Below are 23,080 nucleotides of genomic sequence, written 5' to 3'. Positions count from 1 at the left end.
TTCCTATAGGACGAAGCTCAGACCGAACAATAATGTGGACATTACCATTACAAATATCATGAGATAAACGATAATCTTACGAAATGTTTGATTGCGCATTAATTTCTCTCCTTTAGCTTGTAATCCTATTTTATCAAAATTGAAAAAATGCACAAGAGGTAGAGATTTTTTTTTGTAATATATGTACAATAGTATAGTGAATAGTCAAACAATAGAGGATGTGTAAACAATGGAAAAGGTAGACCATATCGGGATTGCTGTAAGAAGTTTAGAAAACTCTTTACCATACTATACAGATATTTTAGGCTTAAAACTTATACATATTGAGGAAGTAGATTCAGAAAAAGTTAGAGTAGCTTTTATAGACAGTGGGAATGTCAAGATAGAGTTACTTCAGCCAATTGATGAGACAAGTACAATTCATACATTCATCGAAAAAAGAGGTGAAGGAATTCACCATGTCGCTTTTGGAGTAAAGAATATTCAAGAGAGACTAGATGAGTTAAAGGAAAAGGGGATTCGCCTTATTCAGGAAACTCCTAAAAGAGGAGCTGGAGGGGCAGAGGTTGCCTTTATACATCCAAAGTCATCTGGCGGAGTTTTGTATGAATTATGTGATAAATCAGGGGGAGCGAAGTAACCGATGGATATCTATGAAAAAATAAATGATCTATATGATCGTAAACGTAAAATTGAATTAGGTGGCGGAGACGATCGAATTGAAAAGCAACATGAAAAAGGGAAGTTGACAGCTAGAGAACGAATTGACCTTTTGCTAGATGAAGGTTCTTTCGTAGAGCTTAATCCCTTTATACAGCATCGAACTGTAGATTTTGGAATGGATAAGCAAGAGGGCCCAGGGGACGGGGTAGTTACGGGCTACGGCAAGGTAAACGGTAGACCTGTTTATCTTTTTTCACAAGATTTCACAGTATTTGGTGGTGCACTTGGAGAAATGCACGCACTTAAAATATCAAACGTTATGGACTTAGCGGCTAAGAATGGTGCTCCGTTTATAGGCTTAAATGACTCAGGAGGTGCAAGGATTCAAGAAGGAGTAGTATCCTTAGATGGGTATGGCCAAATATTTTATCGTAATGCTATTTATAGTGGAGTTATCCCTCAAATTTCTGTTATATTAGGGCCTTGCGCAGGAGGAGCTGTATATTCTCCAGCAATTACGGACTTCGTGTTTATGACAGATGAAACTAGCCAGATGTTTATAACTGGACCTAAGGTAATTGAAACAGTTACAGGGGAAAAGATTTCTTCTGAAGATCTAGGCGGTTCAAAAGTACATAATACAATAAGTGGAAATGCACACTTCCGTGGGAAAACAGAAGAAGAGGTTTTAGAGAGTGTAAGACTACTTCTAAGCTATCTACCACAAAGCTTTGAGGAAAAACCGCCATTAGTAGCGGTAGAGGAAAGCAGCGATGATAGACCTGATTTAGCTGATATAGTACCTTTTGAAGCAATACGTCCTTATGATATTCGTAAAGTAATTGAGCAGGTGGTTGACAAAGACACCTTTATGGAGGTACATAAGGAGTTTGCAAAAAATATAGTTGTTGGTTTAGCTCGCATAAAAGGTGAAGTTGTTGGACTGATATGTAACCAACCGAAGATTATGGCTGGTGGTCTTGATATCGACTCTTCTGATAAGGCAGCACGTTTTATTAGATTCTGTGATTCCTTTAATATTCCTTTAATAACGTTTGAGGATGTTACCGGCTTTTTCCCTGGCATTAAGCAGGAGCATGGAGGAATCATTCGTCATGGAGCAAAAATTTTGTTCGCATATTCAGAAGCAACCGTTCCCAAAATGACTGTCATTTTACGTAAAGCATATGGTGGGGCGTACGTAGCTCTTAACTCAAAGTCAATTGGTGCAGATTTAGTTTTTGCTTGGCCAAATGCAGAAATTGCGGTTATGGGTCCACAAGGCGCTGCGAACATTATTTTTGCGCGTGAGATTGCCTCAAGCGACAATCCAGAACAAGTTCGTGCCGAAAAAATCGAGGAATACCGTGAAAAATTTGCAAATCCGTATGTAGCAGCTTCCATGGGTATGGTAGATGATGTTATTGATCCTCGAGAGACTCGTATAAAGTTAATACAAGGGCTTGAGATGATGCGAAACAAAAAAGAAACTAGACCTAAGAAAAAACACGGGAATATCCCATTATAAAGGAGTCTTTTATAAGATGAATCGTTTAATAGAGGAATTTTTTGAACTAGTAAAAATAGATTCCGAAACAAAGCATGAGCAAGTAATTGCGCCAATTTTAAAAAATAAGTTAGAGTCGCTTGGATTTTCGGTTATAGAGGATAATTCAGCTGAAAGAACCGGGCATGGTGCAGGTAATTTAATCGCTACTTTGAAGGGAAATAAGGTAACTGCTGACCCTATCTATTTCACTACACATATGGATACAGTCGTTCCAGGTAAAGGCATACAACCAATTTTAAAAGAGGATGGCTTTATCTATTCTGATGGTACCACGATTCTAGGTGCTGATGATAAAGCTGGAATTGCAGCTTTATTTGAAGCAATACGTCGGTTAAAAGAGCAGTCTATTGAGCATGGTGAGATTCAAGTAGTTATAACTGCAGGTGAAGAAAGTGGACTAGTCGGGGCAAAAGAAATGGATCCTTCTATGCTATCTGCTAAATATGGATATGCCATAGACAGTGATGGGGAAGTAGGGGGCATTGTCACTGCAGCTCCTTATCAAGCAAAACTATGGACAACCATTACTGGAAAGACTGCACATGCTGGTGTTGCACCAGAAAAAGGTGTGTCAGCAATTACACTAGCGGCAAAAGGGATTTCCGCAATGAATTTAGGAAGAATCGATCATGAAACTACGGCCAATATTGGTCGCTTTGAAGGTGGCCAAGCTACAAATATTGTATGCGACACAGTTCATATTTTATCAGAGGCACGTTCAATTGACCGAGAAAAATTAGACGCTCAAGTTGAGCATATGGTAAATACATTTGCTGAAAAGGCAGAGCAATTCGGTGGGAAAGCAACTACAGAAACGCAACTTATGTATCCTGGTTTCCGTTTTGAGGATAACCATCAGGTTGTTGAAGTAGCGAAGCGAGCAGTTGAAAATATAGGTAGAAAAGCCGATATAAAAACAAGCGGTGGTGGGAGCGATGCTAACGTAATTGCTGGGTTTGGAGTGCCAACTGTAATTCTTTCAGTGGGTTATGAGGAAATTCATACTACCAACGAAAGAATGCCAGTGTTGGAGCTTGAAAAACTAGCAGATTTACTTGTAGAAATCGTGAAGATAGCTGCCGAATAAAGAGCTCAGGAGGTTCATCCATGTCTTCTCAAAAAGTAGTTGTGTTTCAATCGGGAAACGAAGAATATGCTGTTTCCATTGATCATGTAGTGTCTATCGAAAAATTAGAAAAAGTTAATCCAATTCCTCATTTACCAAAATATTTGATTGGATTGATGAAAATAAGAGGCGAGCTCGTTCCAATTATAGATTTTGAGCTAATTCTTTATAATCAGAGTGGTCTTTTGAATGAAAATGCCCGAGTAGTAACTATGCATACGGAGGATATGTCTGTGGGAATTCTCGTTAAAGAGGCAAAGGAAATTTTAGATGTCCCAGCCGAGTCTTTAAAACAGCTTGGTTTAATGAATTATGCGAAGACAAAATACTTCACAAATATTGCTAATTTAGAAAACAGAATGATTACAATTGTGGACCCTTCTATTTTAGTTCGCTCACTGGATGGTATAAAAGATATACAATCTTACTTAGAAAATGCAAAAAAAGAAGAAAATTTAGAAGTAAATAACGTGTAGTCTTAGACAAAAGGGGTGCCCTGTCTATCGATTTAACAGTCGGAAGGTAGCTAACTAGTAGCTACCTTTTTTCCCCTTCGTCTTTTGAGATGAAAATATAGTTATGTAAGAGGTGAAAGGACTTGACTAAACAGAACAGAATTATCTTTCATCTAGACATGAATAGCTTTTATGCTTCTGTGGAACAAGCCCATGACCCTTCTTTAAAAGGAAAGGCGATAGCAGTGGCTGGAAACCCAAAAGAACGAAGAGGTATTTTAGTTACTTGTTCTTATGAGGCTAGAGCTAAAGGAATTTATACAACTATGTCTGTATGGGAAGCTAAAAGGAAGTGTCCAGAGCTTATTCTATTACCTCCTAATTTTGAAAGGTATCGAGCAGCCTCGAAAGCAATGTTTGATATTCTTCGCTCGTATACGCAATTGGTAGAGCCTGTCTCCATTGATGAAGGCTATATGGATGTGTCCGATGTTGATATGGATGGAGATGCAGTTGCATTTGCAAAGTCTATTCAGCAACGAATAATCCGGGAACTAGATTTACCATGCTCCATCGGTATTGCCCCTAACAAATTCTTAGCTAAGACAGCCTCCAATATGAAAAAGCCAATGGGAATTACTGTTTTAAGAAAAAGGGAAGTTCCACATAAGCTATGGCCCTTACCCGTAATTGAAATGCATGGAGTTGGGGAAAGCACATCCAATAAATTAGAATCCTTGGGTATTAAAACGATCGGACAAATAGCAAACGCTAATCCTGACTTACTAAAGTCGAAACTTGGAAAATCGGGAACAAGACTTCACAATCGCTCACATGGAATAGACAATCGAGCGGTAGACCCAGAATCTATCTTCGAAACAAAGAGCGTAGGCAATTCCACAACCTTACCTTATGATGAAACAAATATAGATGAGCTTCGAAAAGTTCTCAGAAAATTGTCCAGTAAAGTAGCATCACGGTTAGATTCTAAAAATTTAGCTGGTCGATCTATCACTATACATATTAGAGATGCCAACTGGAAAAATAAAACGAGAAGCAAAACGGTTATCAATCGGCTCTTTAAAGAAGAAGATATATCACAACTCTCTATTCAATTATTTGAATCTAGCTGGGAGGATGAACCAATTCGATTATTAGGGGTCACTGTTAACAATGTATTTGATAAGGGAGAATCGATGGAGCAATTGTCTATCTTTAACTTTGAAGAGCACGCAAAAGAGGAACCTATCTTGAGGCTCGTCGAACAACTTCAAGATAAATTTGGTAAGACTATCATAAAACGCGGGATGAAGATTAAAAAAAATCCTTCTTTAGAATCGAAAACTAGCTTTAGTAAAGATTTTTTAGATGATCACGATAATAGAAAATAACTTAAGAGTTTATATATATAAGTAATTAACTTTGTTTATAAGGGAGTTTTACAAGTAAATGAAAAAAAACAAAACACCGGAAACTATAGGTCGTATAATAATGATAATTATAGGGGCAGTAATCGCTGCCTATGCACTAGAAGCAGTATTAATCCCAAACTCGGTTATCGATGGTGGAGTAACGGGTGTCAGTATTATGGGAAATTATTTATTTGATATTCCTCTTGGAATACTACTATTTGTATTAAATATTCCTTTTATTTATTTGGGCTACAAGCAGGTTGGAAAGACCTTTGCTTTACTAAGTATTATTGGTATAGCTGCACTTTCTGTATCAACCGTCTTGTTGCATCATATCGACCCGATTTTAAGTGCAAATGATCCATTACTAGTTGTACTATCTGGAGGGGTAATGCTTGGAGTAGGGATTGGTATTGTACTTCGTAATGGTGGCGCTTTAGATGGTGCCGAGGTCTTGGCAGTTTTAGTATCTCGAAAGGTTCCATTTTCTGTAGGAGATATTATATTATTTATCAATGCTTTTATCTTCATTGGAGCTGGCTTTATATATGGTCTTGAAAGTGCCCTCTACTCTGCAACCACTTATTATATTGCCAAAATCGTTATTGATGTAATTCAAGTTGGTTTAGAAAAATCAAAATCTGTACGTGTCGTAAGTAAACATTCAGAAGAAATTGGTGCAGCAATACAAGATCGGCTTGGCCGAGGGGTTACCTATTCTAGTGGCCGAGGAGGATTTACTAACGAGACTATGGATATTGTCACTTGTGTAATTACCCGAATGGAAGAAAACAAACTAATTACGATTATCAAAGAAAAAGATCCAGGTGCATTTGTAGTAATAACAGATGTAGCAGAGGTTCGAGGTGGAAGCTTCAAAAAGCGTGACATTCACTAATAATAAACCGTTAAATGAGTTCAAAACTTGTTTAACGGTTTTTTTATATAATTAAATGGCTTAAGAGAGAGTATTATCTTATGTCGTGTTAAATAGAACGATTGCTGATTCACTAAATTATAGAGGATGAGAAAAGCTCAAGTGGATCCTACTTTGTTACAATTGGGTCAAATGGTAAAATAATATATAGTTAATATATAAATAATGAAAGTTGGAAATATATGCAGATATTATTTTTAGGAACGGGAGCAGGTATGCCCTCTAAACAACGTAATACTAGTTCAATGATTTTGAAGCTGTTAGAAGAGAGAGGCTCAAACTGGATGTTTGATTGCGGAGAAGCAACTCAACATCAAATTCTTCGAACAACAGTAAAGCCTCGAAAAATAGAAAAGATATTTATCACTCATCTCCATGGAGATCATATATACGGTCTGCCTGGGCTACTAGGATCGCGCTCCTTTTTAGGTGGAGACGAACTTCTTACTATATACGGCCCAAAAGGTATTAAAGATTGGGTAGAGGTCACTTTAATCACGTCTCAAACACATTTAAAATATCCTCTAAAAATCATTGAAATTGAAGAGGGGATTATCTTTGAAGATGAACAATTCATAGTAGAGGCTAGACTTCTTGAGCATGTTGTTCCTTGTTTTGGTTATCGAGTAACTCAAAAGCAGCTGGCACCTGAATTATTAATTGAGAAAGCAGATGCATTAGGAGTTCCTAGAGGGCCGTTATTACGCTTATTAAAATCTGGTCAAGATGTTGAATTGCCTAATGGTAATGTTGTTAGAAGCTCCGAAGTAACGGGAGAGCCGAAAGAAGGATTTAAATTGGCAGTATTAGGTGACACGAGATATTGTGAAAATTCTATTCTCCTAGCGAAGGAGTCAGATGTTTTAATTCATGAGGGTACCTTTGATACTGGAACAGAGGAGCTTGCAAGAGAGTATGGTCATTCAACAATCGTTGATGCAGCAAATGTTTGTGAGAAGGCAGGGGCAAAGAATTTGATAGTTAATCATATAAGTGCTCGCTTTATGCCAGAAGATATTAAAAACCTAGCAGTACAAGTTTCAGAATATAATTTCCCTATTTATATAGCGGATGATTTTAATGAATTTAGTTGTATAAATGGCAAGTTGGATAGAATATAAAATTAAAGAAGGATCAGCAGACTTACGCATACTTAAACCTGTATAATGTCTAATTTCAGCTCTTTGCCCATTTCCTGTTAAAGCGGTGATGGACAGAGAGCTGTCTAGTTGTTTTCAATTACATATATTCTAATAGCTGATGGTTCATTCAAATTGTTCCCCAAGAGTACGTGATTTTTGCTGTGCAGCACTAATGCACGCAAAAATAGCTTCATCAACCTTATGGAACATTAGTTGTTCAATGCCTGCTTCTGTAGTTCCTCCTGGGCTCGTTACTTTTCTTCGAAGCTCAGCAGGCTCATCTTCGCCCTTCATGAGCATATATGCTGCACCTTTCATTGTTTGGATAAATAATTGACGAGCATCTTCCTGGCTTAATCCATGTTGAACGGCGGCTGCTTCAAATTGTTCGGCAAAATAATATAGATAAGCAGGTCCACTTCCAGAAAGGGCCGTAATCACATGCATATCCACCTCTTGGACTACCTTGACAGTTCCAATAGATTCTAACAGATTAATAATTTCCTTTTTTGCTACATTATTTATTTTCTCATTCCAACATAGGGCAGAAGCGCTTAAACCAACAGAAGCAGAAGTATTCGGCATAACACGTGCAATTGGTCTATCTCCAAGATACGATTCAATTGTTTTGATGGAAACACCAGCGATGACTGATACAACAATTGCTTGCTTATTCAAAAATGAAGCGATTTCTTTGCAAGCCTGAATCGCATCCTTAGGCTTCATAGCAAGAAATACGAGATCAGCCTTCTGCAATGCTAGTTTCTTTGTACACATAATTTCGATTTTATATTTAGCATTTAAATAGTGTAGCTGCTTTTCATCTGATTTGTTCATTACACAAATGGAGCTTGGAGAAACTTTCTCCTCTTCCAATAAACCTTTAATAATAGCTTCAGCCATAGAGCCGGCCCCAATAAAAACGATGTTAGTCATCCTATTCTCCTCCTTCAGTAAATTTATAGCCACCATTTTTCCTGTGGTAATAATATCGTCTTAATATGGAAGTTTTGCTCAAACCAGTCTTTTACTAATGTTTTATGGACTAGATATTCAGAAGCCGCGTGAGAAACTCCTATTAAAGACATTGATGTAGTGGCAATATATTCTTGCATTTTCTTAAATTTTCGATGGCCATACTCATTGTCGATATGGCAATGAACCTCTCCGGTTATATAAGCCTGCACACCATTTTTTTCAGCTTCCTGCATCCAATCAATAACATCTCCACATCCTGCCACTATTGCTATTTTGTTTAATTTCTCCTTATTAATCCCTTCAAAATCAACGTAGGGAATATCAAAAAGGGTTTTTAATTTTGATATTAGGCTGTCAGTACTTATTGTTTCTATGTTTCCAAGGGATAAATATTTGTTACTCCAATTGACAGGATTTTGTATTTCACAGTTTAATGCTTTGGCGATTGCACTATTTGTTCCCAACGTAGTGTGGCAATCTAGGGGATTGTGACATGTATAAACTGAAAGGTTCTTAACTTTTATTTGAGATAAATATTTCTCTTTTATTGGTAGAAAGCCTCTTCCCCAACTTCCTCTTGGGTCGCCACATTCCATGAGTAAAGGGTGGTGCATAAATAACAGGTCACCTTCTTGGCTTTCAGAAATAAATCTTTCCAAAACAATTTCAGTAGGGAAAACTGCTAAAAAAATCGTTTGTACCTCTTCTGAACCACTTAACATACAGCCGTTAAATAGTTGGGTGAAATCATATTCGAAGTTGTTTTTCCAGTCATATCCAATCGAATCATAGCAATGTGGAAGAAATCTACTAAAAGAAGGATCCGTTCCATAGCTTTGTACCTGGAACTCTTCATCAAGCGCATCTATTATTTTTTGCAGCTTTACCATCTGATTACCTCCTTAAATTTGTAGAAAATAAAAAACGCTCTCATCCCTATATGAAATAAGGACGAAAACGTAGGATTTCCGCGGTACCACCTAAATTTGCTGTAAATACAGCACAACTTAAACCTTCTTATCGCGAAGGTCACGACTATGTTTTCATAGTAGCTCAGAAGTAGGTTCGATATAAGAGAGGGAGGTGAAATTTTCAGCAAGCATTTCACTCTCTAAACTCCTTCATATATGTACTAGTCTTCTTCATAGCTTGAATTATTTGAATTAATGAAATTATAGGGGTCTTTTCAAAATAAGTCAACCTAATTTAGTGACTCCAGTCTCATTTACCTGTAAAATAAATGAATAGTCATTCAGATAAAGGGGAGCAATACAATGATACATAAGATAATTATACCTACACCATTTGCTGTGGGAGACGTAAATGCGTACCTTATAAAAGGAGATATATTGACTCTAGTTGATGCAGGTCCAAAAACCGAACAGGCTCTTTCTGCACTTGAAAATGGTATATGCGAAGCCGGATATCAGTTGTGCGATATTGAGCAAGTTATCCTTACTCATCATCATCCCGATCACTCTGGCTGCATTGATGCATTTAAAAATGCACAAATACTAGGTCATGCATATAACCAAGTGTGGCTAGAAAAAAATCATTCATTCCTAACCTATCATGATGAGTTCTATTACAAATGTTTAGTGGAGGAAGGAGTCCCTGAACATTACTTAAAGTGGATTGAAAAAATGAGAAGGCCTTTGAATTACATTGGCAATCGTTCCTTAGATACAATGTTAAACGAGGGAGATGTGATACCTGGCCATCCCAAGCTTCAGGTATTAGAAACTTTGGGGCACGCGCAGAGCCATATTTCCTTATGGGAAGAAGAAACTGGTGTTTTGATTGGGGGAGATCTAATTATTGATAAAATTTCTTCCAACCCATTAATTGAGCCACCATTAGACAAAAATGCACCTCGTCCAAAATCGATGCTACAATACAATGAATCCTTAAAAAGAGTTCAAGCTTTGGAAGTTCATAAAGTTTTTAGTGGCCATGGCAATGAAGTATATGATGTATCAGAGTTAATATCTTCTCGACTAATTAAGCAGCGTGAGAGAGCATTAAAAGTATTAGAAATGATGAGTAATGGGGAAAAGACCATTTTTGAACTTACTCAGCAATTGTTCCCAAAGGTATATGAAAAAGAGCTTGGTTTAACACTTTCAGAAACAATTGGTCAAATAGACTATCTGTTGGATGAAGGCCTTATTTTAGAAAAGCAAACAGATGAGGGGATTTTATTGTATGATCAAGCCTAAAAGGATTCTTATTACCGGTGCTACTAGTGGAATAGGATTTATGTTAGCGCAACAATTACATAAGGAAGGACATGATGTATGGGCTACTGGTAGAAATAAACAGGCTTTGGAGCAATTATCTAAGGTAGGGATACATACAACAGTGGCCGATTTAACAAGTCAGTATTCAATTGAAAACCTATTTAAAGACATAGAAACTCCAGACACGTTAGTTTTGAATGCAGGTATTGGTACCTTTGCTTATCTGACCGACTTACAGGATGTCGAGGTAGAGCAAATGCTTGATGTAAATGTGAAGGCGCCAATCATGCTTGCAAAATATTTTGCGAATAAGATGAAAGAAAAGAAATCTGGACATATCATTTTTATTGCCTCGCAAGCCGGGAAAGTGGCTACACCGAAGGCATCTGTTTATGCTGCCAGTAAGCATGCAATCATTGGATTTGCAAATGCAGCACGCATGGAGCTTCGAGAGCACGGCGTTAAAGTGACAACTATTAATCCAGGTCCTATTGATACTCCCTTTCTTGAGCGGGCAGACCAAACAGGCGGATATCGCGATAAGATGGGCAAGCAATTGCTAGCCCCACAGAAAGTGGTCAATGCTATTATTAAAGCAATTTATAAACCAGTCAGAGAAGTAGATCTTCCCTCATATATGACCGTAACAAGTAAGCTTTATGCTGTTTTTCCTAAAACAGTGGAAACGCTAGGTAAAAGATTTTTTACAAAGAAATAAGTTAAGTTTAAATTTAGTTCCACCTAAAAAATAAGACCGATTAATTCCTCTAGAAGAATAGAACGGTCTTATTTCTCATGCTATTCATTTAAGACACTTTATCTTGATATTTGTTAAGTAATTGATCTAGCTCTTGGCTGCAAGCGACAACAATTGGGTGAGTAAAACCAAGGTTTTTCGCTTTTTTATACATGTCTTTTCTTTTAATACTTATCAAAATCAATAAGGATTTTTGACGCAACTCCCTTTTCATACATATCCTCCATTTGATAGATTTGCTACATTCGAAAGAATAGTTTTCTTGAAATAACGATGGAACTTGTTCATTATAAATCAAGAGAAATGAAAAATTTGTCAAATCACGGAGGAAATCAAAATATTTTTTTATTTTTTTCTTGAAAACTAAGAAAGAAAGCACATATTAATTGCTCTATAAACAAGTTAGCCTAGATATGTAACCAATATATTTTTTTCATTAACTTCAGTATCTTCTTTTTCTATTTTGTAAGCATGGCCATTCAATTGAGAACTCACAGCCCCTTTTAAAACTTCATCTATAAAATGTAAAGCAACGCCATCTTCTACAGCATATCCTGATTTCATAACACCCGTAGCTATCAATTCGTGATAAGCAGGTTTTCTTTTACCCTCTCCATCATAATGTGGACAATTGCTTCCTTTTAAAAAGCCGAGGCAGTTTAGCTTATATAAGGGGGCGTTTAAGGGATCGGTTAACCCTTCCTCAAACCAACAAATAGAACCTGCACTAAGCCCTGCTAGAATAATTCCGTTTTCATATGCTTTACGAAGTATTAAATCTAAACCCCATTCCTTCCAAAGGACGAGCATATTCCTTGTATTTCCACCACCTATATAGAGTATATCCTGTGTCATCACATACTCCTCTAAATTATTGAAATTTGGTTCAAATAAGCTAAGATGGGATGCATTACAGTTAAAATTTTCAAAAGAATGATAAAATCTTTTGACGTAGTTATCCTGATCACCACTAGCAGTTGGGATAAAACAAACTTTTGGTTGTTCCTTTTTAACTTGTTTTAATATGTATTGGTCAAGAAGTGGATTTTCAGGTTCCATAGAGAAGCCACCACCACCCATTGCGATAATTTGTCTCATTTTACATCAGTCCTTTTCAAAGGTTAAGTATGAAGCAGAGGATAGATACCCACAATTCCGTTGTAAAATCTTCTTTTACTTAAAAGAAAAATATTAGATGGTGTCATCATATCACCGAGGATAGATAGCTTACAAGAAAAGATAGAAAAATTTAGTGCTAAGTTAAATGGAAGTTCCTCCTTATGGGGGAAGAGATCATAAGTTGCTTCATGTTAATATTCTTCTAAAAGGAGTTGTATATATGGAAAAATGGACAGATGGCTTGATGCAAATTAGAATCGCGAGACCAACAGATAAGATGGAAAAGAATATAAAGTTTTATACTGAAGGACTAGGATTGAAGGTTGTAGGAAGCTTTAAGGGGCACGAGGGTTATGATGGTGTGATGATTGGCTTACCTGACAAATCATATCACTTGGAATTTACAACCCATGTAGATTGCTCTCCTTGTCCTGCACCCACAAAGGACAATTTGCTTGTCTTCTATATACCTCATAAAACAATAATTGATGATATATGCTATAAATTATTTAAAATGGGCTATAATTCAGTGCCACCAGAAAATCCTTATTGGGAAGAGAAAGGCATTACAATAGAAGATCCAGATGGTTGGAGAGTAGTGCTGATGAATGACCAAGGGATTTAAATGAAGATATATTTGGAAAAATATTATTATAGCTATAATATTTAAAAACAATTTCATTTGATAACAATTTTTCATCTTTTGATGAAGACTCCTTAAGAAATAGCAACATTTTTTTATAAAATATAAGTTTTTCTATAAAAATTGTTGTATAGTTAAGTTCGATTAAAATTAAGGAGCAAGAAATGAAAAATTTTATTGTAATAACATTAGGATCTTTATTTATGGCTGTTGCATTAAATCTTTTTTTAGTACCTCATGAAGTGATATTAGGTGGTTTTTCAGGTATTGGTATGATTATTGGTATTCTTACAAACTGGAACATTGGATGGATCATCTTTATCCTTAACGTACCTGTTTTTATCCTTGGCTTTGTAAGTATTGGGAAAAAATTTGTTGCATATAGTATGTACTCTGTCTTTTTAACCAGTTTAGCTATGCAATATATTCCTGTGGTGCAAGTGACTGAGGACATTCTTTTGTCTTCTGTGTTTGGTGCAGTTATAGGCGGAGCTGCTACGGGAATGATTATTAAATTTAATGGTTCTACTGGTGGTATAGATATTATTGGACTTGTAATAACAAAGAAAAAAGACTTTTCATTGGGAACTATGATGCTCGTTATGAATAGTGTAATTGTGTTGGCTTCCGGCTATTTTATCGGTTGGGAACAAACGATGTATACATTATTGGTTTTGTATGTATTTGGTAAAGTTGTAGATGTGATTCATACGAAGCATGTAAAAATAACACTTATGATCATCACAGAAAAGGGAGAAGAAGTTCAAAAAAAATTACTCCAAAACCTAGTTCGAGGTATAACTGTGTTAGATGGAGAAGGGGCTTACACAAAACAATCTAGAAAAGTTCTCTTCACAGTTATCACTAGATATGAACTAGGAGAAGTAAAAAAAATGATTAAAGAAGTAGATAGTAATGCATTCGTAAATATTACAGAAACTATTGAAGTAATGGGTGCATTCAACAAAAATTAGTTTTCTAAAACGCTCAAGATTTATTCTTTGAGCGTTTTTATTTTGTCAATTATTTGTTTCTACTGACAATCCCGTATTCTATATCTTCTTAAGGTTTTCGAAAGTTGATATTTGTAAAACCAAGACATACTTTGACTGTCTCTAATTATCTTAATATTGCATTAAATAACATAAAACTTTATAAAAATAGTTTAATAGTCTGAAAGTAAGGGTATTAATATAAATAGCTTAGTTAAGAAAAAGATAGATAGGAGATGCTGTTTATGTGGAAAAGAATTTTATTTATCTCCGAACATGGTGACCCTCTAGAAACATTAGGTGGTAAGCAGGCGGGTGGACAAAATAACTACGTTAAAGAGCTTACTCTTGCACTCGGACGGAGAGGAATTGCAGTTGATGTAGTTACACACTGGAGTAATCCAGATACTCCAAAGATCGAAAAATTAGGTAGTATGTCAAGAGTAATAAGATTTGCTGCAGGGCATAAGGGTTATATTCCTAAAACTAAAATATACGATCTTCTGCCAACATTCTATGAAGAAATAAAAAAAACAATATCTGTTCAAAAATATGATGTTATTCATTCACACTATTGGATGTCTGGTCTATTGGGACTTGCTTTAAAGGAAGAATTCGGTATTCCGCTTGTGCATACATCACATTCCCTCGGCATAGCCAAAAAACAGGCAACAGGCGTTGAGGAGCCTATTCGTCTAGAAGCAGAAAAGCATATATTAAACTCTGCTGACAAGGTTATTGCAACAACTGAAGTTGAAAAACAAATAATTTTAGATTTTGCAGACAACAATCCCGAAGTTGAGGTAATTTCGATTGGAGTTGCAAAAGAGTTCCAGTCACATTCTAAACGAAAAGCAGGAATGAAGCCCTTACTTGTATATGCAGGACGATTGGAAAAGACTAAAGGAATTAGTACACTATTAGAAGCATTTCATAAAATGAAAAAGGAAAGTCCAGAATTAGAGGCTAAACTCGTTTTAGCAGGTGGAGATAAAGAAGAAATAGATCCCATTACACTATTGCCAACGGATCCAAGTTTAAGAGAAAAAGTAAAAGGAATTGAAGAATATATAGAATTTATAGGTCCTCAATCTCAACATAACTTAAGTGAGCTGTTCTCTAAGGCTACATCTGTGATTGTTCCTTCCTATTACGAATCATTTGGTATGGTAGCTGCAGAAGCACAGGCATGCGGGACTCCAGTTATTGCCTCAGGCGTAGGTGGCTTAAAAGATGTTGTTTCTCACGGTAAAACAGGTTTACAAGTACCTCCAAAAGATTCTACACAACTTGCTAATGCAATGAAGAAAATATTAAAAAACAATCTTTTAGCAAAAAGACTAGGTAAAGAAGCTGCAGAACGTGCAAGTCGTATATTTAACTGGTCAAGCATTGCTAAAGAAATAGATAAAACATATGAGGATTTGTTACATGCAAATGATTACGCAAATGCTAGCCACCGATCTTGATGGTACGCTGGTCGGTAGTGAAGAGGATTTAAAAGTATTACTTAAATATTATGAAAGCCTTGATGAGAAGGTTTCCTTGGTTTATGTCACAGGTAGACATAAAGGTTCCGCTTTAGATTTAATTAGAGAAGCAAAAATTCCAATGCCAAGCATTTTAATCTCGGATGTGGGAACAGGTATATATGTAGGCACAGACCTTAATGTTGATTTAGAATGGGAACATAAAATGAAATCTAATTGGGATCCAGAAGCCATTAAAAATATTGTTTCTAAATACCCAACAATATTTCCTCAAAAACTACCCAATGAATCTAGAATTTCCTATACAGTAAAAGAAGATAATGACAGCGTGGAAAAGCTAAAGCAAGAGTTAGTGCTTTCAAAGATTCCTCACAAGTTTATCTTTAGTTCAGGTAGAGACATTGACATTCTACCTGAAAGTAGCGGAAAAGGATCTGCTTTGACATACGTGATTGAAAAATATGTAGATACAAATGCGTCGATTCTTATTGCTGGTGATTCTGGTAATGATGAGGAAATGCTTAGTCTAGGTTATCCGTCCGTAATTGTTGCAAATGCTCAACCAGAGCTTTTGGCAATTAAAGACCATCCGAAATTGTTTCGGGCAACGCAAAATTGTGCGGGTGGTATTTACGAGGCATGGTTACATTTTTATAGTAAATAATTTTTGGAAAACTGTTCAATTTTTATTGAACAGTTTTTTATTTTGCAAAATTTGTAAATTTCACATGAAGCAATTTACAATTAAACATGAACGTTTTTCACTCTGACCATCACTACGGATAGTGGCGTCATAAGCAGTCAGTGTACAACAGTAAAGGATTTTCATGTGAGACGATTGCTGTGTGTAAAAGTTTTATCGCTCAACTCATGAAAAAGCGTCTCTTCATGATTTTTGCTTAACAAACAATTATGGATATATTATTTATAAGTATTAGAGACGAAGAATATAGTATGGGGTGTGTTAAAATAATAAGTTGAAAGAGAAAAACTTAAATGGCGAACCAATAAGGGAAGAATAGATAATTTGACATTTAACACTTGTAATTTTATACTAGGTTACGTTATGTAAGTGAATTTGTACAATCAGAATATAATAGACATAAAATTCGATTGAATTAGAATGATAGGTGAGAATGAGAATGAATATAAAAAAAGAAACCATGCAAATTTTGCAAAATAAAATAAACATAATACCTACAAATGAGGCATTCGATCTTTGCCTAGTAGGTCCGGTAAGTTTGCCTATAAAACAAGATGATTTCGAAACGACTTTTAAATGGTACTCTTGGGTGAAAATAGATAAAAATTTATCAAAGGAAGACGTCGTAAAATCCATTTCCACAGCTAACTTGGCTTTTGGACAGCAATCATCGGTGCTAGTTTATGGTGATTTTTCTAATGAAGAAGATGCTTTAATTCGTATGCATAGCATTTGTCATACTGGTGACATTTTTGGTAGTCAAAGATGTGACTGTGGCTATCAGCTTCATGAGTCGATGAAGATGGTGGCAAACCACGGCTGTGGTGCCATCTTTTATTTAGCAGATCATGAAGGTAGAGGAATAGGTTTGTTTTCCAAGTCTCTTGCTTACCTTTTACAAGAAGAAGGATATGACACAGTAGAAGCAAATCATGCGCTGGGCTTTGAGGATGACACACGATCTTATGAAGATGCAATCCGTGTATTGGAGTCTTTAAGACAAAAGCCTGTAACTTTAATAACAAACAATCCAAGAAAGCTTGCTGCTTTAAAGGGACATGGTTTGCTTTCAGATCATCATGTTCCTCTTTGGGGTGGTTTAACTGAAACGAATGAGTTCTATTTGAAAACGAAAGTAGAAAAGTCTGGTCATATTTTAGAAGAAAACCCTAGTTTGACTGTATGAGGTGAGTATAGTATGGAAAAAGATCATTATTTTATGAAATTAGCACTTGAAATGTCTGCTAGTGCTAAAGGGAAAACGAATCCTAACCCAATAGTAGGGGCAGTAATTGTTAAGGATGGTGTTATCGTAGGAAGTGGAATTCACCGTAAAGCAGGAGAGCCCCATGCGGAAGTCCATGCTTTTAAAATGGCAGGAAGCCATGCGGAAGGAGCAACTTTATACGTGACGCTTGAGCCTTGCTCTCATTATGGAAAAACTCCTCCTTGTGCAAATTTGGTAAAGGATTCCAAAGTAGCACGGGTAGTTGTTGCGACTACGGATCCTAATCCGGAGGTTGCCGGTAGGGGGATACAATTACTACGTAATGCTGGCATTGAAGTGGAAGTTGGAGTTCTGGAAGAAGAGGCAAAAAAACTAAATGAACGCTTTATACACAATATGACTACTGGATTGCCGTTTGTCATCTCTAAGTTTGCGATGACATTAGATGGTAAGATTGCAACCCATAACGGACATTCAAAATGGATTACAAGTGAAAGTGCAAGGAAAGAAGTTCATCATCTCCGAAACGAAATAGACGGCATTTTAGTAGGTGTAGGCACAGTTATTGCTGACAACCCAGCGTTGACAACAAGACTTCCTGAGAAACAAGGGAAAAATCCTACTAGAATTATCTTGGATACTAATTTAAGAACACCTATCGATTCCCAGGTTCTTCAAACAGTAGCCGCTAAAACTATTATTGTAACAAGTGACGAAGTAGAAATGGAGAGAGCTAAGCCATTTGAAGCAAAGGGAGTCAAGCTAATATTTGTTTCCAAAGCAACAAATGGATTAGATTTATATGCTGCACTTCGAGAACTTTATCGATTAGGTATAACCGATATCCTTGTTGAAGGAGGAGGAGCAGTAAATGCCTCCTTTTTAAACGCTGGTTTGATTGACAAATATTATATTTATATAGCTCCAAAAGTATTGGGAGGAAAAGATTCCATTACACCTTATACAGGTCCTAATCCGGATACCATGATAGCTGCAAAGCATTTGTATTTCGATGAGTTCCAAAAGCTTGGAGAGGACCTTCGAATAATTGCATATCCTAAGCAAGGTGATGAAAAGTGAATCTAAAAGTCGATATTTGTATTGTTGGAGCTGGTCCAGGTGGATCTCTCCTTGCTTTCTTATTAGCTAGAAAAAATATTAATGTAGCTCTTATAGAAAGAGATAAAGAAGTAGGAAAAGCTTTTAGAGGAGAACATCTTAATGAAGAGGGAGAAGCAATTCTAAAAAAATACGGCCTTTTTGAAGAAATAGAACAGTTGGGCTTACTACGAATGGAAAAATTAGAGTACTGGCAGGATGGTAAGCCTTTTAAAACAATTTTACCACAACCAGAGATTGGTCATCTCGGCATTCATGTACCACAAGCTAACCTTTTATCAGTCCTCATAAAATCTGGGACTCATTTTCCAAATCTAACATGTATGATGAATACTAGAGTAGCCGATTTACTAAAGGATGATGCTGGAAACTATTGCGGTGTCTTAGCTATACAAAATGGACAAGAAATTACGATAGATTGCCAGCTCATTATTGGAGCTGATGGTCGTAATTCAACAGTACGTAAAAAAGCAGAAATTGAGGTAAATAAACGAAAACACGGTTATGATTTACTATGGGCAAGAATCCCATCACCAGAAGGATGGGAACCATCGATCAAAATGGCGTTAATCAATAATAAGCAATTATCGTTATTTACTCAAACGAATGATTTTATACAAGTCGGCTGGAATATTGAAGAAGGTTCATTTTCAACCTTACGTAAGGAGCCCTTTACAGCATTTATCCAACAGTTAGTGGAAGCTTTTCCTGACCTAAATGAAACTGTGCATAAGCATATTCAATCGTGGAAGGATTTTGTGCTATTAGATGTGTATAGCACAACAAGTGAAAACTGGGGCTCATCTGGTTTAGTATTGATAGGCGATGCTATACATACAATGACACCGACTGGGGCATTTGGTCTAAATAGTGCTTTAAAGGATGCTGATTATTTAGCTACGTTAATAGACAAAGACTACGTAACTTTATTGGATTCGTTTGATTGCTCGACTCAAAGAAAAAGAGAAATTGAAAAAATTCAAGCATCTCAAATTGAGAAGGAGCAGTCCTTTGCTTCCCAATTTACAATCATGTTATAAGAGTAGGAGAACAAAAAATGAAATTTGGTTTTGATATTGATGATACTTTAATTAATTTAAGAGAGCACGCTTTTCATTTGTATAATAAGAAACTCAACCAAAGTGTGGATTTAGATGTTTTCCGTGCATTACAGACGGTGGAGATCCATGAAGCATTTGGACTAAATAAAGAAGATGGAAATGCTATGTGGAGAGAGTGTATGGAGGAAATTTATTTTACGGATTGTCCATCTTTTGAGGGGGCTTTAGAAACTCTAAATTCCTTAGACAATGATGGTCATGAAATTTACTATATTACCTCTCGCCCCAAAAAATATTGTGCTCAGACTCGTGAGTGGATGAAAGCGCAAGGCTTTCCAGTGAAGGATGAACACTTCTATTGTGGAATGCTAGACGATGAAAAAATAGCAACCATCATGAAATTAGAGCTAGATTACTATTTTGATGACAAGCCAGCTGTTTTAGAAACGCTAAAAGATGTGCAGACAAAAGTTTTCATAATGGATCAATCTTATAATCAGTCAGTAGAGATGCCAAGGATGAAACAATGGATTGAATTAGATAACATTCTCAGTAATAATAAATAATCGGTCGGTTTTAATTTCAAAAGCACTGTTCTAACAGTGCTTTTTTTGTTTCCATATGATAAGAAATTGTTTCATATTTGCCTTGTAATAAAAGCTTCCGGAGAAAAATGTCGGAAGCTTTAAGTTCTTTTGGGGCGGTTTTCGCTCCCTTTAGGAGACACTTTTCTATTTTTAGGAGCGCTTTTTGATCTTTTAGGGGAGAAAGTACACTTTACGAGCGCTTTTAATTTTCTTTCTGAATTATCTCTCGTAGCTGTTTATCTTTTTCGGTTAAGATAGGAAAATCGTTCAAAGGTTTAAAAAGACTTAAATCTGAAAAAGTACTCTTATCTTGAAGAGAAGACTCGATTATTTTGTATATTTCTTCTTTTTTCAATTTATTCTTTTGGGTGTCAATTGTTATTTCATAAAAATGAATGCCATCAGACCACGTATAAGCTAGAAAATCATCTTTATATGCAGATACATATAAATTTACCTCGGTACCATTCTTTAGTAAAAATTTACTTTTTTCGTCATAAGCATCAATTACAAGATCACTATCTCTAATAGTATAAAGGAATGTTTTGTTTTGAAAATTTTCATATTCGATTATTAATTCGGGACCGATATGATCTGTTATCCATTTAGATATAATTGACTTAACTTCATAGCCCTTATCCATTGTGGGGAATTTAATTTTGTCCATATCTTTTAAAAGTGTATCATAAAACCGTTCAAAAACACCTTCCTCCACTGGTTTTAAAGACAAGCCAACAGCATCTACTACATCATTACTAAATCCCTCTTTCAGAAAATCAATATGGTATAGCTCATTTCCGTCAAGACCTAAAAGTGTTGTAAATGAGGCATCCTCATTATTACCAATTTCAATTTCCATGCTCTCGTGTGATAACCTTCTCAAATTTTCTAATGATTGAACGTAATTTTCGTAATCCTCTTTCGAATAATTTAGTAGAGAAGAGAACGAAAGATATTTGTAGCCGGTGCTTAAGTAAAATGTTTCTTGATACTTTAGTACATCCTTGGATGGGTCATAGGTCAAGAGTGTGCTGTCTAGCTTATCCTCTGGTTTGATAAAGCCTAACTTTTTAAAGCTTCTAATAGACTTGAAGGCATGTTCTATCATTGCTCTTTCATCCATTACTTCCGTAGTAACTTCATATGGGAATTTGTTACTATCATTTGTATTCGATAAAGCCACAGTCCCACAACCAATCAATAAAATGAAAATGATAAATCCACCAACCCATTTGCTAAGGTTTATAGGTTTTCCCCCTCAAGTTTATTCAGAACCGTTTTTTATCTTCTGAAAGCTAGCTATGGAGGCGTGATATATTTTCTCCATTTTCTCTTCTAAAAAGCTAGTTCTTTCAAACAATGAAGTTCTTACATGATCGATTTGGCGCAAAATCTTCTCCATTAATCCTTCTTGATTGTCTACTCTGTTTGTTAATTCCTTTTGTCCATCTTCCAAATTATTAAACTGTTCATTAATTATTTGACGGAATTGATTCTGTTCATTAACTTTATTCATTATTTCATCATTAAAAATATCTACTTTTTCTATATGAGATAAAACTTCCTTATTCTCTAGAGAAAGATCTTCGAGCTTATTTACAATACATATTTGTGTTACCTCTGCTTGTTCTAATCGAGACATTATTTCATTTTGCGTATCGTCCAGTTTTTCAATTTGAACGGTTAAATCGTTTTTACCTAATTGCTCGTCTTTTATTAGTAGCTGTATAGTATGGTTTTGCAGCTCTAATTTTTCTAACCAGTTATATACTTGTTTCTCAACAAGCTCATGTTTGATATTGAGTTCTTTTAACTCCTGTAGTTTTGCATTCATTTCATACGATTGAGTTATTTGCTGATGACCATAGTGATATTGAGATCTTCTTAATCCTTTAATGGCTCGAAGAAAAGCTTCATTTGCAGTATTTTGATCTTGTATGAACTCAGATAAGTGGTTACATCGATATTCTGTTTGATTAGGTGCCTTTATTTCTGCCGTATTTTTAAATACCCCAGGGTTTTGGTATTCATTGATGAATAATCCCATTAGGTGTTCCTCCCTTGTGAGCTAGCCTTATAGTTAGAATATGCAAGTATGCAAAAAGTAGGCATTGTTAAATCGCTAACAGAAATAACAGCAAAACGAGTTATATAATTCCCAATTAAATGAAAAAATTATAATAAATAATGATTATTGTATTGTATAATATGGTCTAGAGGTATTTTATTTGAAAAAACAAATAATTAAAGCCCGCATTAGGGAAATTTTCTCTTTTTTCCTTTGCTAAGCGGCAAGGCGGAACATCTCATTCAACTTTTCCTGAAACAGAAAAGGGCTTTTTTGTATGGAAGGCTGTAACTGAATCACCTTATCGCTATTGGTTGAAAAGAGAAGCAGATGTAATAGCTACTTTAAATAATGAAATAAACTTATCTGCTCCAATTTCCATAGAGGAATTTAATTATTTTAATGAGTGCTTATGAATTTTTTTGAAATTGGGGTGAATATGTAGTGAAATTTATAGGTCCGATTATCATGTTTGCTGGAATATGCTGCTTGGCAATTGCTTGTTTTGAATTTTTTACTCTGGAGTTTTTTGAGGAGCCTCAATATTTCTGGTTATTCTTCGTAGGAGCACCCCTTATCTTTTTCGGCTTTTTATTAACAGGCGTAGGTAACTACAAGAAATTAAAAGAAATAAACAATGAGGCAATACGTGAACAAATGGCGGCAGCCAGCAAAGGATGGGAAGAGGGACAATTAAAAGCGGAAGTCTATTGCTCCAATTGTGGTCACCCAGTTGGCAAATCCTTCAAATTTTGCTCTGAATGTGGTAGCTCTCTGCAAAATAAATAAA

The 23,080-nt window shown here is 35.8% G+C and carries 25 protein-coding genes and 1 other annotated feature; of the genes, 18 read left to right on the top strand and 7 right to left on the bottom strand.

Features of this window, described 5'->3' with window-relative positions; genetic code table 11:
• Positions 1-3: 3 nt before the first annotated feature.
• Positions 4-99: a stressosome-associated protein Prli42 gene (gene prli42 / locus MKY94_RS11185; RefSeq protein ID WP_151109618.1), complete on the bottom strand. Its 96-nt coding sequence runs from the start codon at positions 97-99 to the stop codon at positions 4-6.
• Positions 100-229: 130 nt separating this feature from the next.
• Between prli42 and mce the strand changes: the two genes are divergently transcribed.
• The 7 genes from mce (at position 230) to rnz (ending at position 7,284) form a co-directional block, all read left to right on the top strand.
• Positions 230-640, top strand: coding sequence for a methylmalonyl-CoA epimerase (gene mce, locus MKY94_RS11180; protein WP_151109620.1), 411 nt, complete (start codon positions 230-232; stop codon positions 638-640).
• 3 nt (positions 641-643) lie between these two features.
• A complete protein-coding gene (locus MKY94_RS11175) occupies positions 644-2,191 on the top strand; it encodes a carboxyl transferase domain-containing protein (RefSeq protein WP_151109622.1) in 1,548 nt (515 codons plus the stop codon).
• Positions 2,192-2,207: 16 nt separating this feature from the next.
• Positions 2,208-3,320, top strand: a complete 1,113-nt coding sequence (locus tag MKY94_RS11170) for a M20/M25/M40 family metallo-hydrolase (RefSeq protein WP_151109624.1) — start codon at positions 2,208-2,210, stop codon at positions 3,318-3,320.
• Positions 3,321-3,340: 20 nt separating this feature from the next.
• On the top strand, positions 3,341-3,835 hold the full coding sequence (locus tag MKY94_RS11165) for a chemotaxis protein CheW (RefSeq protein WP_144536152.1): 495 nt from the start codon (positions 3,341-3,343) through the stop codon (positions 3,833-3,835).
• A 122-nt stretch (positions 3,836-3,957) separates the two neighbouring features.
• Entirely contained in the window at positions 3,958-5,205 is a 1,248-nt protein-coding gene (locus MKY94_RS11160; RefSeq protein ID WP_151109626.1) for a DNA polymerase IV, read from the top strand.
• Positions 5,206-5,263: 58 nt separating this feature from the next.
• Positions 5,264-6,124 carry a YitT family protein gene (locus tag MKY94_RS11155; RefSeq protein WP_144536156.1) on the top strand — a complete coding sequence of 287 codons (861 nt, stop codon included), beginning with the start codon at positions 5,264-5,266 and terminating at the stop codon, positions 6,122-6,124.
• 221 nt (positions 6,125-6,345) lie between these two features.
• Positions 6,346-7,284 (top strand): ribonuclease Z, encoded by a 939-nt coding sequence (rnz, locus tag MKY94_RS11150; protein WP_151109629.1) that lies wholly within the window; start codon positions 6,346-6,348, stop codon positions 7,282-7,284.
• Positions 7,285-7,428: 144 nt separating this feature from the next.
• Here the strand turns inward: rnz and proC are convergent, their stop codons facing one another.
• Together proC and MKY94_RS11140 are read right to left on the bottom strand one after the other, a co-directional pair.
• Positions 7,429-8,241 carry a pyrroline-5-carboxylate reductase gene (gene proC / locus MKY94_RS11145; protein ID WP_151109631.1) on the bottom strand — a complete coding sequence of 271 codons (813 nt, stop codon included), beginning with the start codon at positions 8,239-8,241 and terminating at the stop codon, positions 7,429-7,431.
• A gap of 23 nt (positions 8,242-8,264) precedes the next feature.
• Positions 8,265-9,173 (bottom strand): Nif3-like dinuclear metal center hexameric protein, encoded by a 909-nt coding sequence (locus MKY94_RS11140; protein ID WP_144536162.1) that lies wholly within the window; start codon positions 9,171-9,173, stop codon positions 8,265-8,267.
• Between the two features lie 54 nt (positions 9,174-9,227).
• Positions 9,228-9,438: a binding site (T-box leader), on the bottom strand.
• Between the two features lie 119 nt (positions 9,439-9,557).
• Between MKY94_RS11140 and MKY94_RS11135 the strand changes: the two genes are divergently transcribed.
• The gene (locus MKY94_RS11135) at positions 9,558-10,502 is read left to right on the top strand and encodes an MBL fold metallo-hydrolase (RefSeq protein WP_151109633.1); all 945 of its coding nucleotides are present in this window, start codon (positions 9,558-9,560) and stop codon (positions 10,500-10,502) included.
• A complete protein-coding gene (locus tag MKY94_RS11130) occupies positions 10,489-11,241 on the top strand; it encodes an SDR family NAD(P)-dependent oxidoreductase (protein WP_151109635.1) in 753 nt (250 codons plus the stop codon). Before MKY94_RS11135 ends, MKY94_RS11130 begins: the two co-directional genes overlap by 14 nt.
• Positions 11,242-11,329: 88 nt before the next feature.
• Here the strand turns inward: MKY94_RS11130 and MKY94_RS11125 are convergent, their stop codons facing one another.
• Both MKY94_RS11125 and MKY94_RS11120 read right to left on the bottom strand, forming a co-directional pair.
• Positions 11,330-11,494 carry an aspartyl-phosphate phosphatase Spo0E family protein gene (locus MKY94_RS11125; protein ID WP_144536167.1) on the bottom strand — a complete coding sequence of 55 codons (165 nt, stop codon included), beginning with the start codon at positions 11,492-11,494 and terminating at the stop codon, positions 11,330-11,332.
• 188 nt (positions 11,495-11,682) lie between these two features.
• On the bottom strand, positions 11,683-12,378 hold the full coding sequence (locus tag MKY94_RS11120; protein WP_151109637.1) for a peptidase E: 696 nt from the start codon (positions 12,376-12,378) through the stop codon (positions 11,683-11,685).
• Positions 12,379-12,619: 241 nt separating this feature from the next.
• On the opposite strand from MKY94_RS11120, the gene MKY94_RS11115 reads away from it, so the two are divergent.
• The 8 genes from MKY94_RS11115 (at position 12,620) to MKY94_RS11080 (ending at position 20,201) form a co-directional block, all read left to right on the top strand.
• Positions 12,620-13,024, top strand: coding sequence for a VOC family protein (locus MKY94_RS11115; RefSeq protein WP_151109639.1), 405 nt, complete (start codon positions 12,620-12,622; stop codon positions 13,022-13,024).
• 182 nt (positions 13,025-13,206) lie between these two features.
• A complete protein-coding gene (locus MKY94_RS11110; protein WP_144536173.1) occupies positions 13,207-14,016 on the top strand; it encodes a YitT family protein in 810 nt (269 codons plus the stop codon).
• Positions 14,017-14,279: 263 nt separating this feature from the next.
• Complete coding sequence (locus MKY94_RS11105) at positions 14,280-15,503, top strand: glycosyltransferase (RefSeq protein WP_342577074.1); 1,224 nt, start codon at positions 14,280-14,282, stop codon at positions 15,501-15,503.
• Positions 15,466-16,188: an HAD-IIB family hydrolase gene (locus MKY94_RS11100; RefSeq protein ID WP_225321666.1), complete on the top strand. Its 723-nt coding sequence runs from the start codon at positions 15,466-15,468 to the stop codon at positions 16,186-16,188. The genes MKY94_RS11105 and MKY94_RS11100 overlap by 38 nt, the downstream gene beginning before the upstream one ends.
• A gap of 478 nt (positions 16,189-16,666) precedes the next feature.
• Positions 16,667-17,413, top strand: coding sequence for a GTP cyclohydrolase II (locus MKY94_RS11095; RefSeq protein ID WP_151109643.1), 747 nt, complete (start codon positions 16,667-16,669; stop codon positions 17,411-17,413).
• Positions 17,414-17,425: 12 nt separating this feature from the next.
• Positions 17,426-18,535, top strand: coding sequence for a bifunctional diaminohydroxyphosphoribosylaminopyrimidine deaminase/5-amino-6-(5-phosphoribosylamino)uracil reductase RibD (gene ribD / locus MKY94_RS11090; RefSeq protein WP_151109645.1), 1,110 nt, complete (start codon positions 17,426-17,428; stop codon positions 18,533-18,535).
• The gene (locus tag MKY94_RS11085) at positions 18,532-19,614 is read left to right on the top strand and encodes an FAD-dependent monooxygenase (RefSeq protein ID WP_151109647.1); all 1,083 of its coding nucleotides are present in this window, start codon (positions 18,532-18,534) and stop codon (positions 19,612-19,614) included. Before ribD ends, MKY94_RS11085 begins: the two co-directional genes overlap by 4 nt.
• A gap of 17 nt (positions 19,615-19,631) precedes the next feature.
• Positions 19,632-20,201 carry an HAD family acid phosphatase gene (locus MKY94_RS11080; protein WP_151109649.1) on the top strand — a complete coding sequence of 190 codons (570 nt, stop codon included), beginning with the start codon at positions 19,632-19,634 and terminating at the stop codon, positions 20,199-20,201.
• A gap of 223 nt (positions 20,202-20,424) precedes the next feature.
• Here the strand turns inward: MKY94_RS11080 and MKY94_RS11075 are convergent, their stop codons facing one another.
• Entirely contained in the window at positions 20,425-21,423 is a 999-nt protein-coding gene (locus tag MKY94_RS11075) for a hypothetical protein (protein ID WP_342577073.1), read from the bottom strand.
• A 63-nt stretch (positions 21,424-21,486) separates the two neighbouring features.
• Entirely contained in the window at positions 21,487-22,269 is a 783-nt protein-coding gene (locus MKY94_RS11070; RefSeq protein ID WP_151109653.1) for a hypothetical protein, read from the bottom strand.
• Positions 22,270-22,734: 465 nt separating this feature from the next.
• Here MKY94_RS11070 and MKY94_RS11065 point away from each other — a divergent pair, with 465 nt between their 5' ends.
• A complete protein-coding gene (locus tag MKY94_RS11065) occupies positions 22,735-23,079 on the top strand; it encodes a zinc-ribbon domain-containing protein (protein WP_144536187.1) in 345 nt (114 codons plus the stop codon).
• The last annotated feature ends 1 nt before the right edge of the window (position 23,080 follow it).

It is taken from the genome of Psychrobacillus sp. FSL K6-2843, assembly GCF_038626375.1.
GTDB classification, from domain to species: Bacteria; Bacillota; Bacilli; order Bacillales_A; family Planococcaceae; genus Psychrobacillus; species Psychrobacillus faecigallinarum.
Note: the sequence above shows the minus strand (reverse complement) of the source record. Positions and strands in the feature narration are given on the sequence as shown.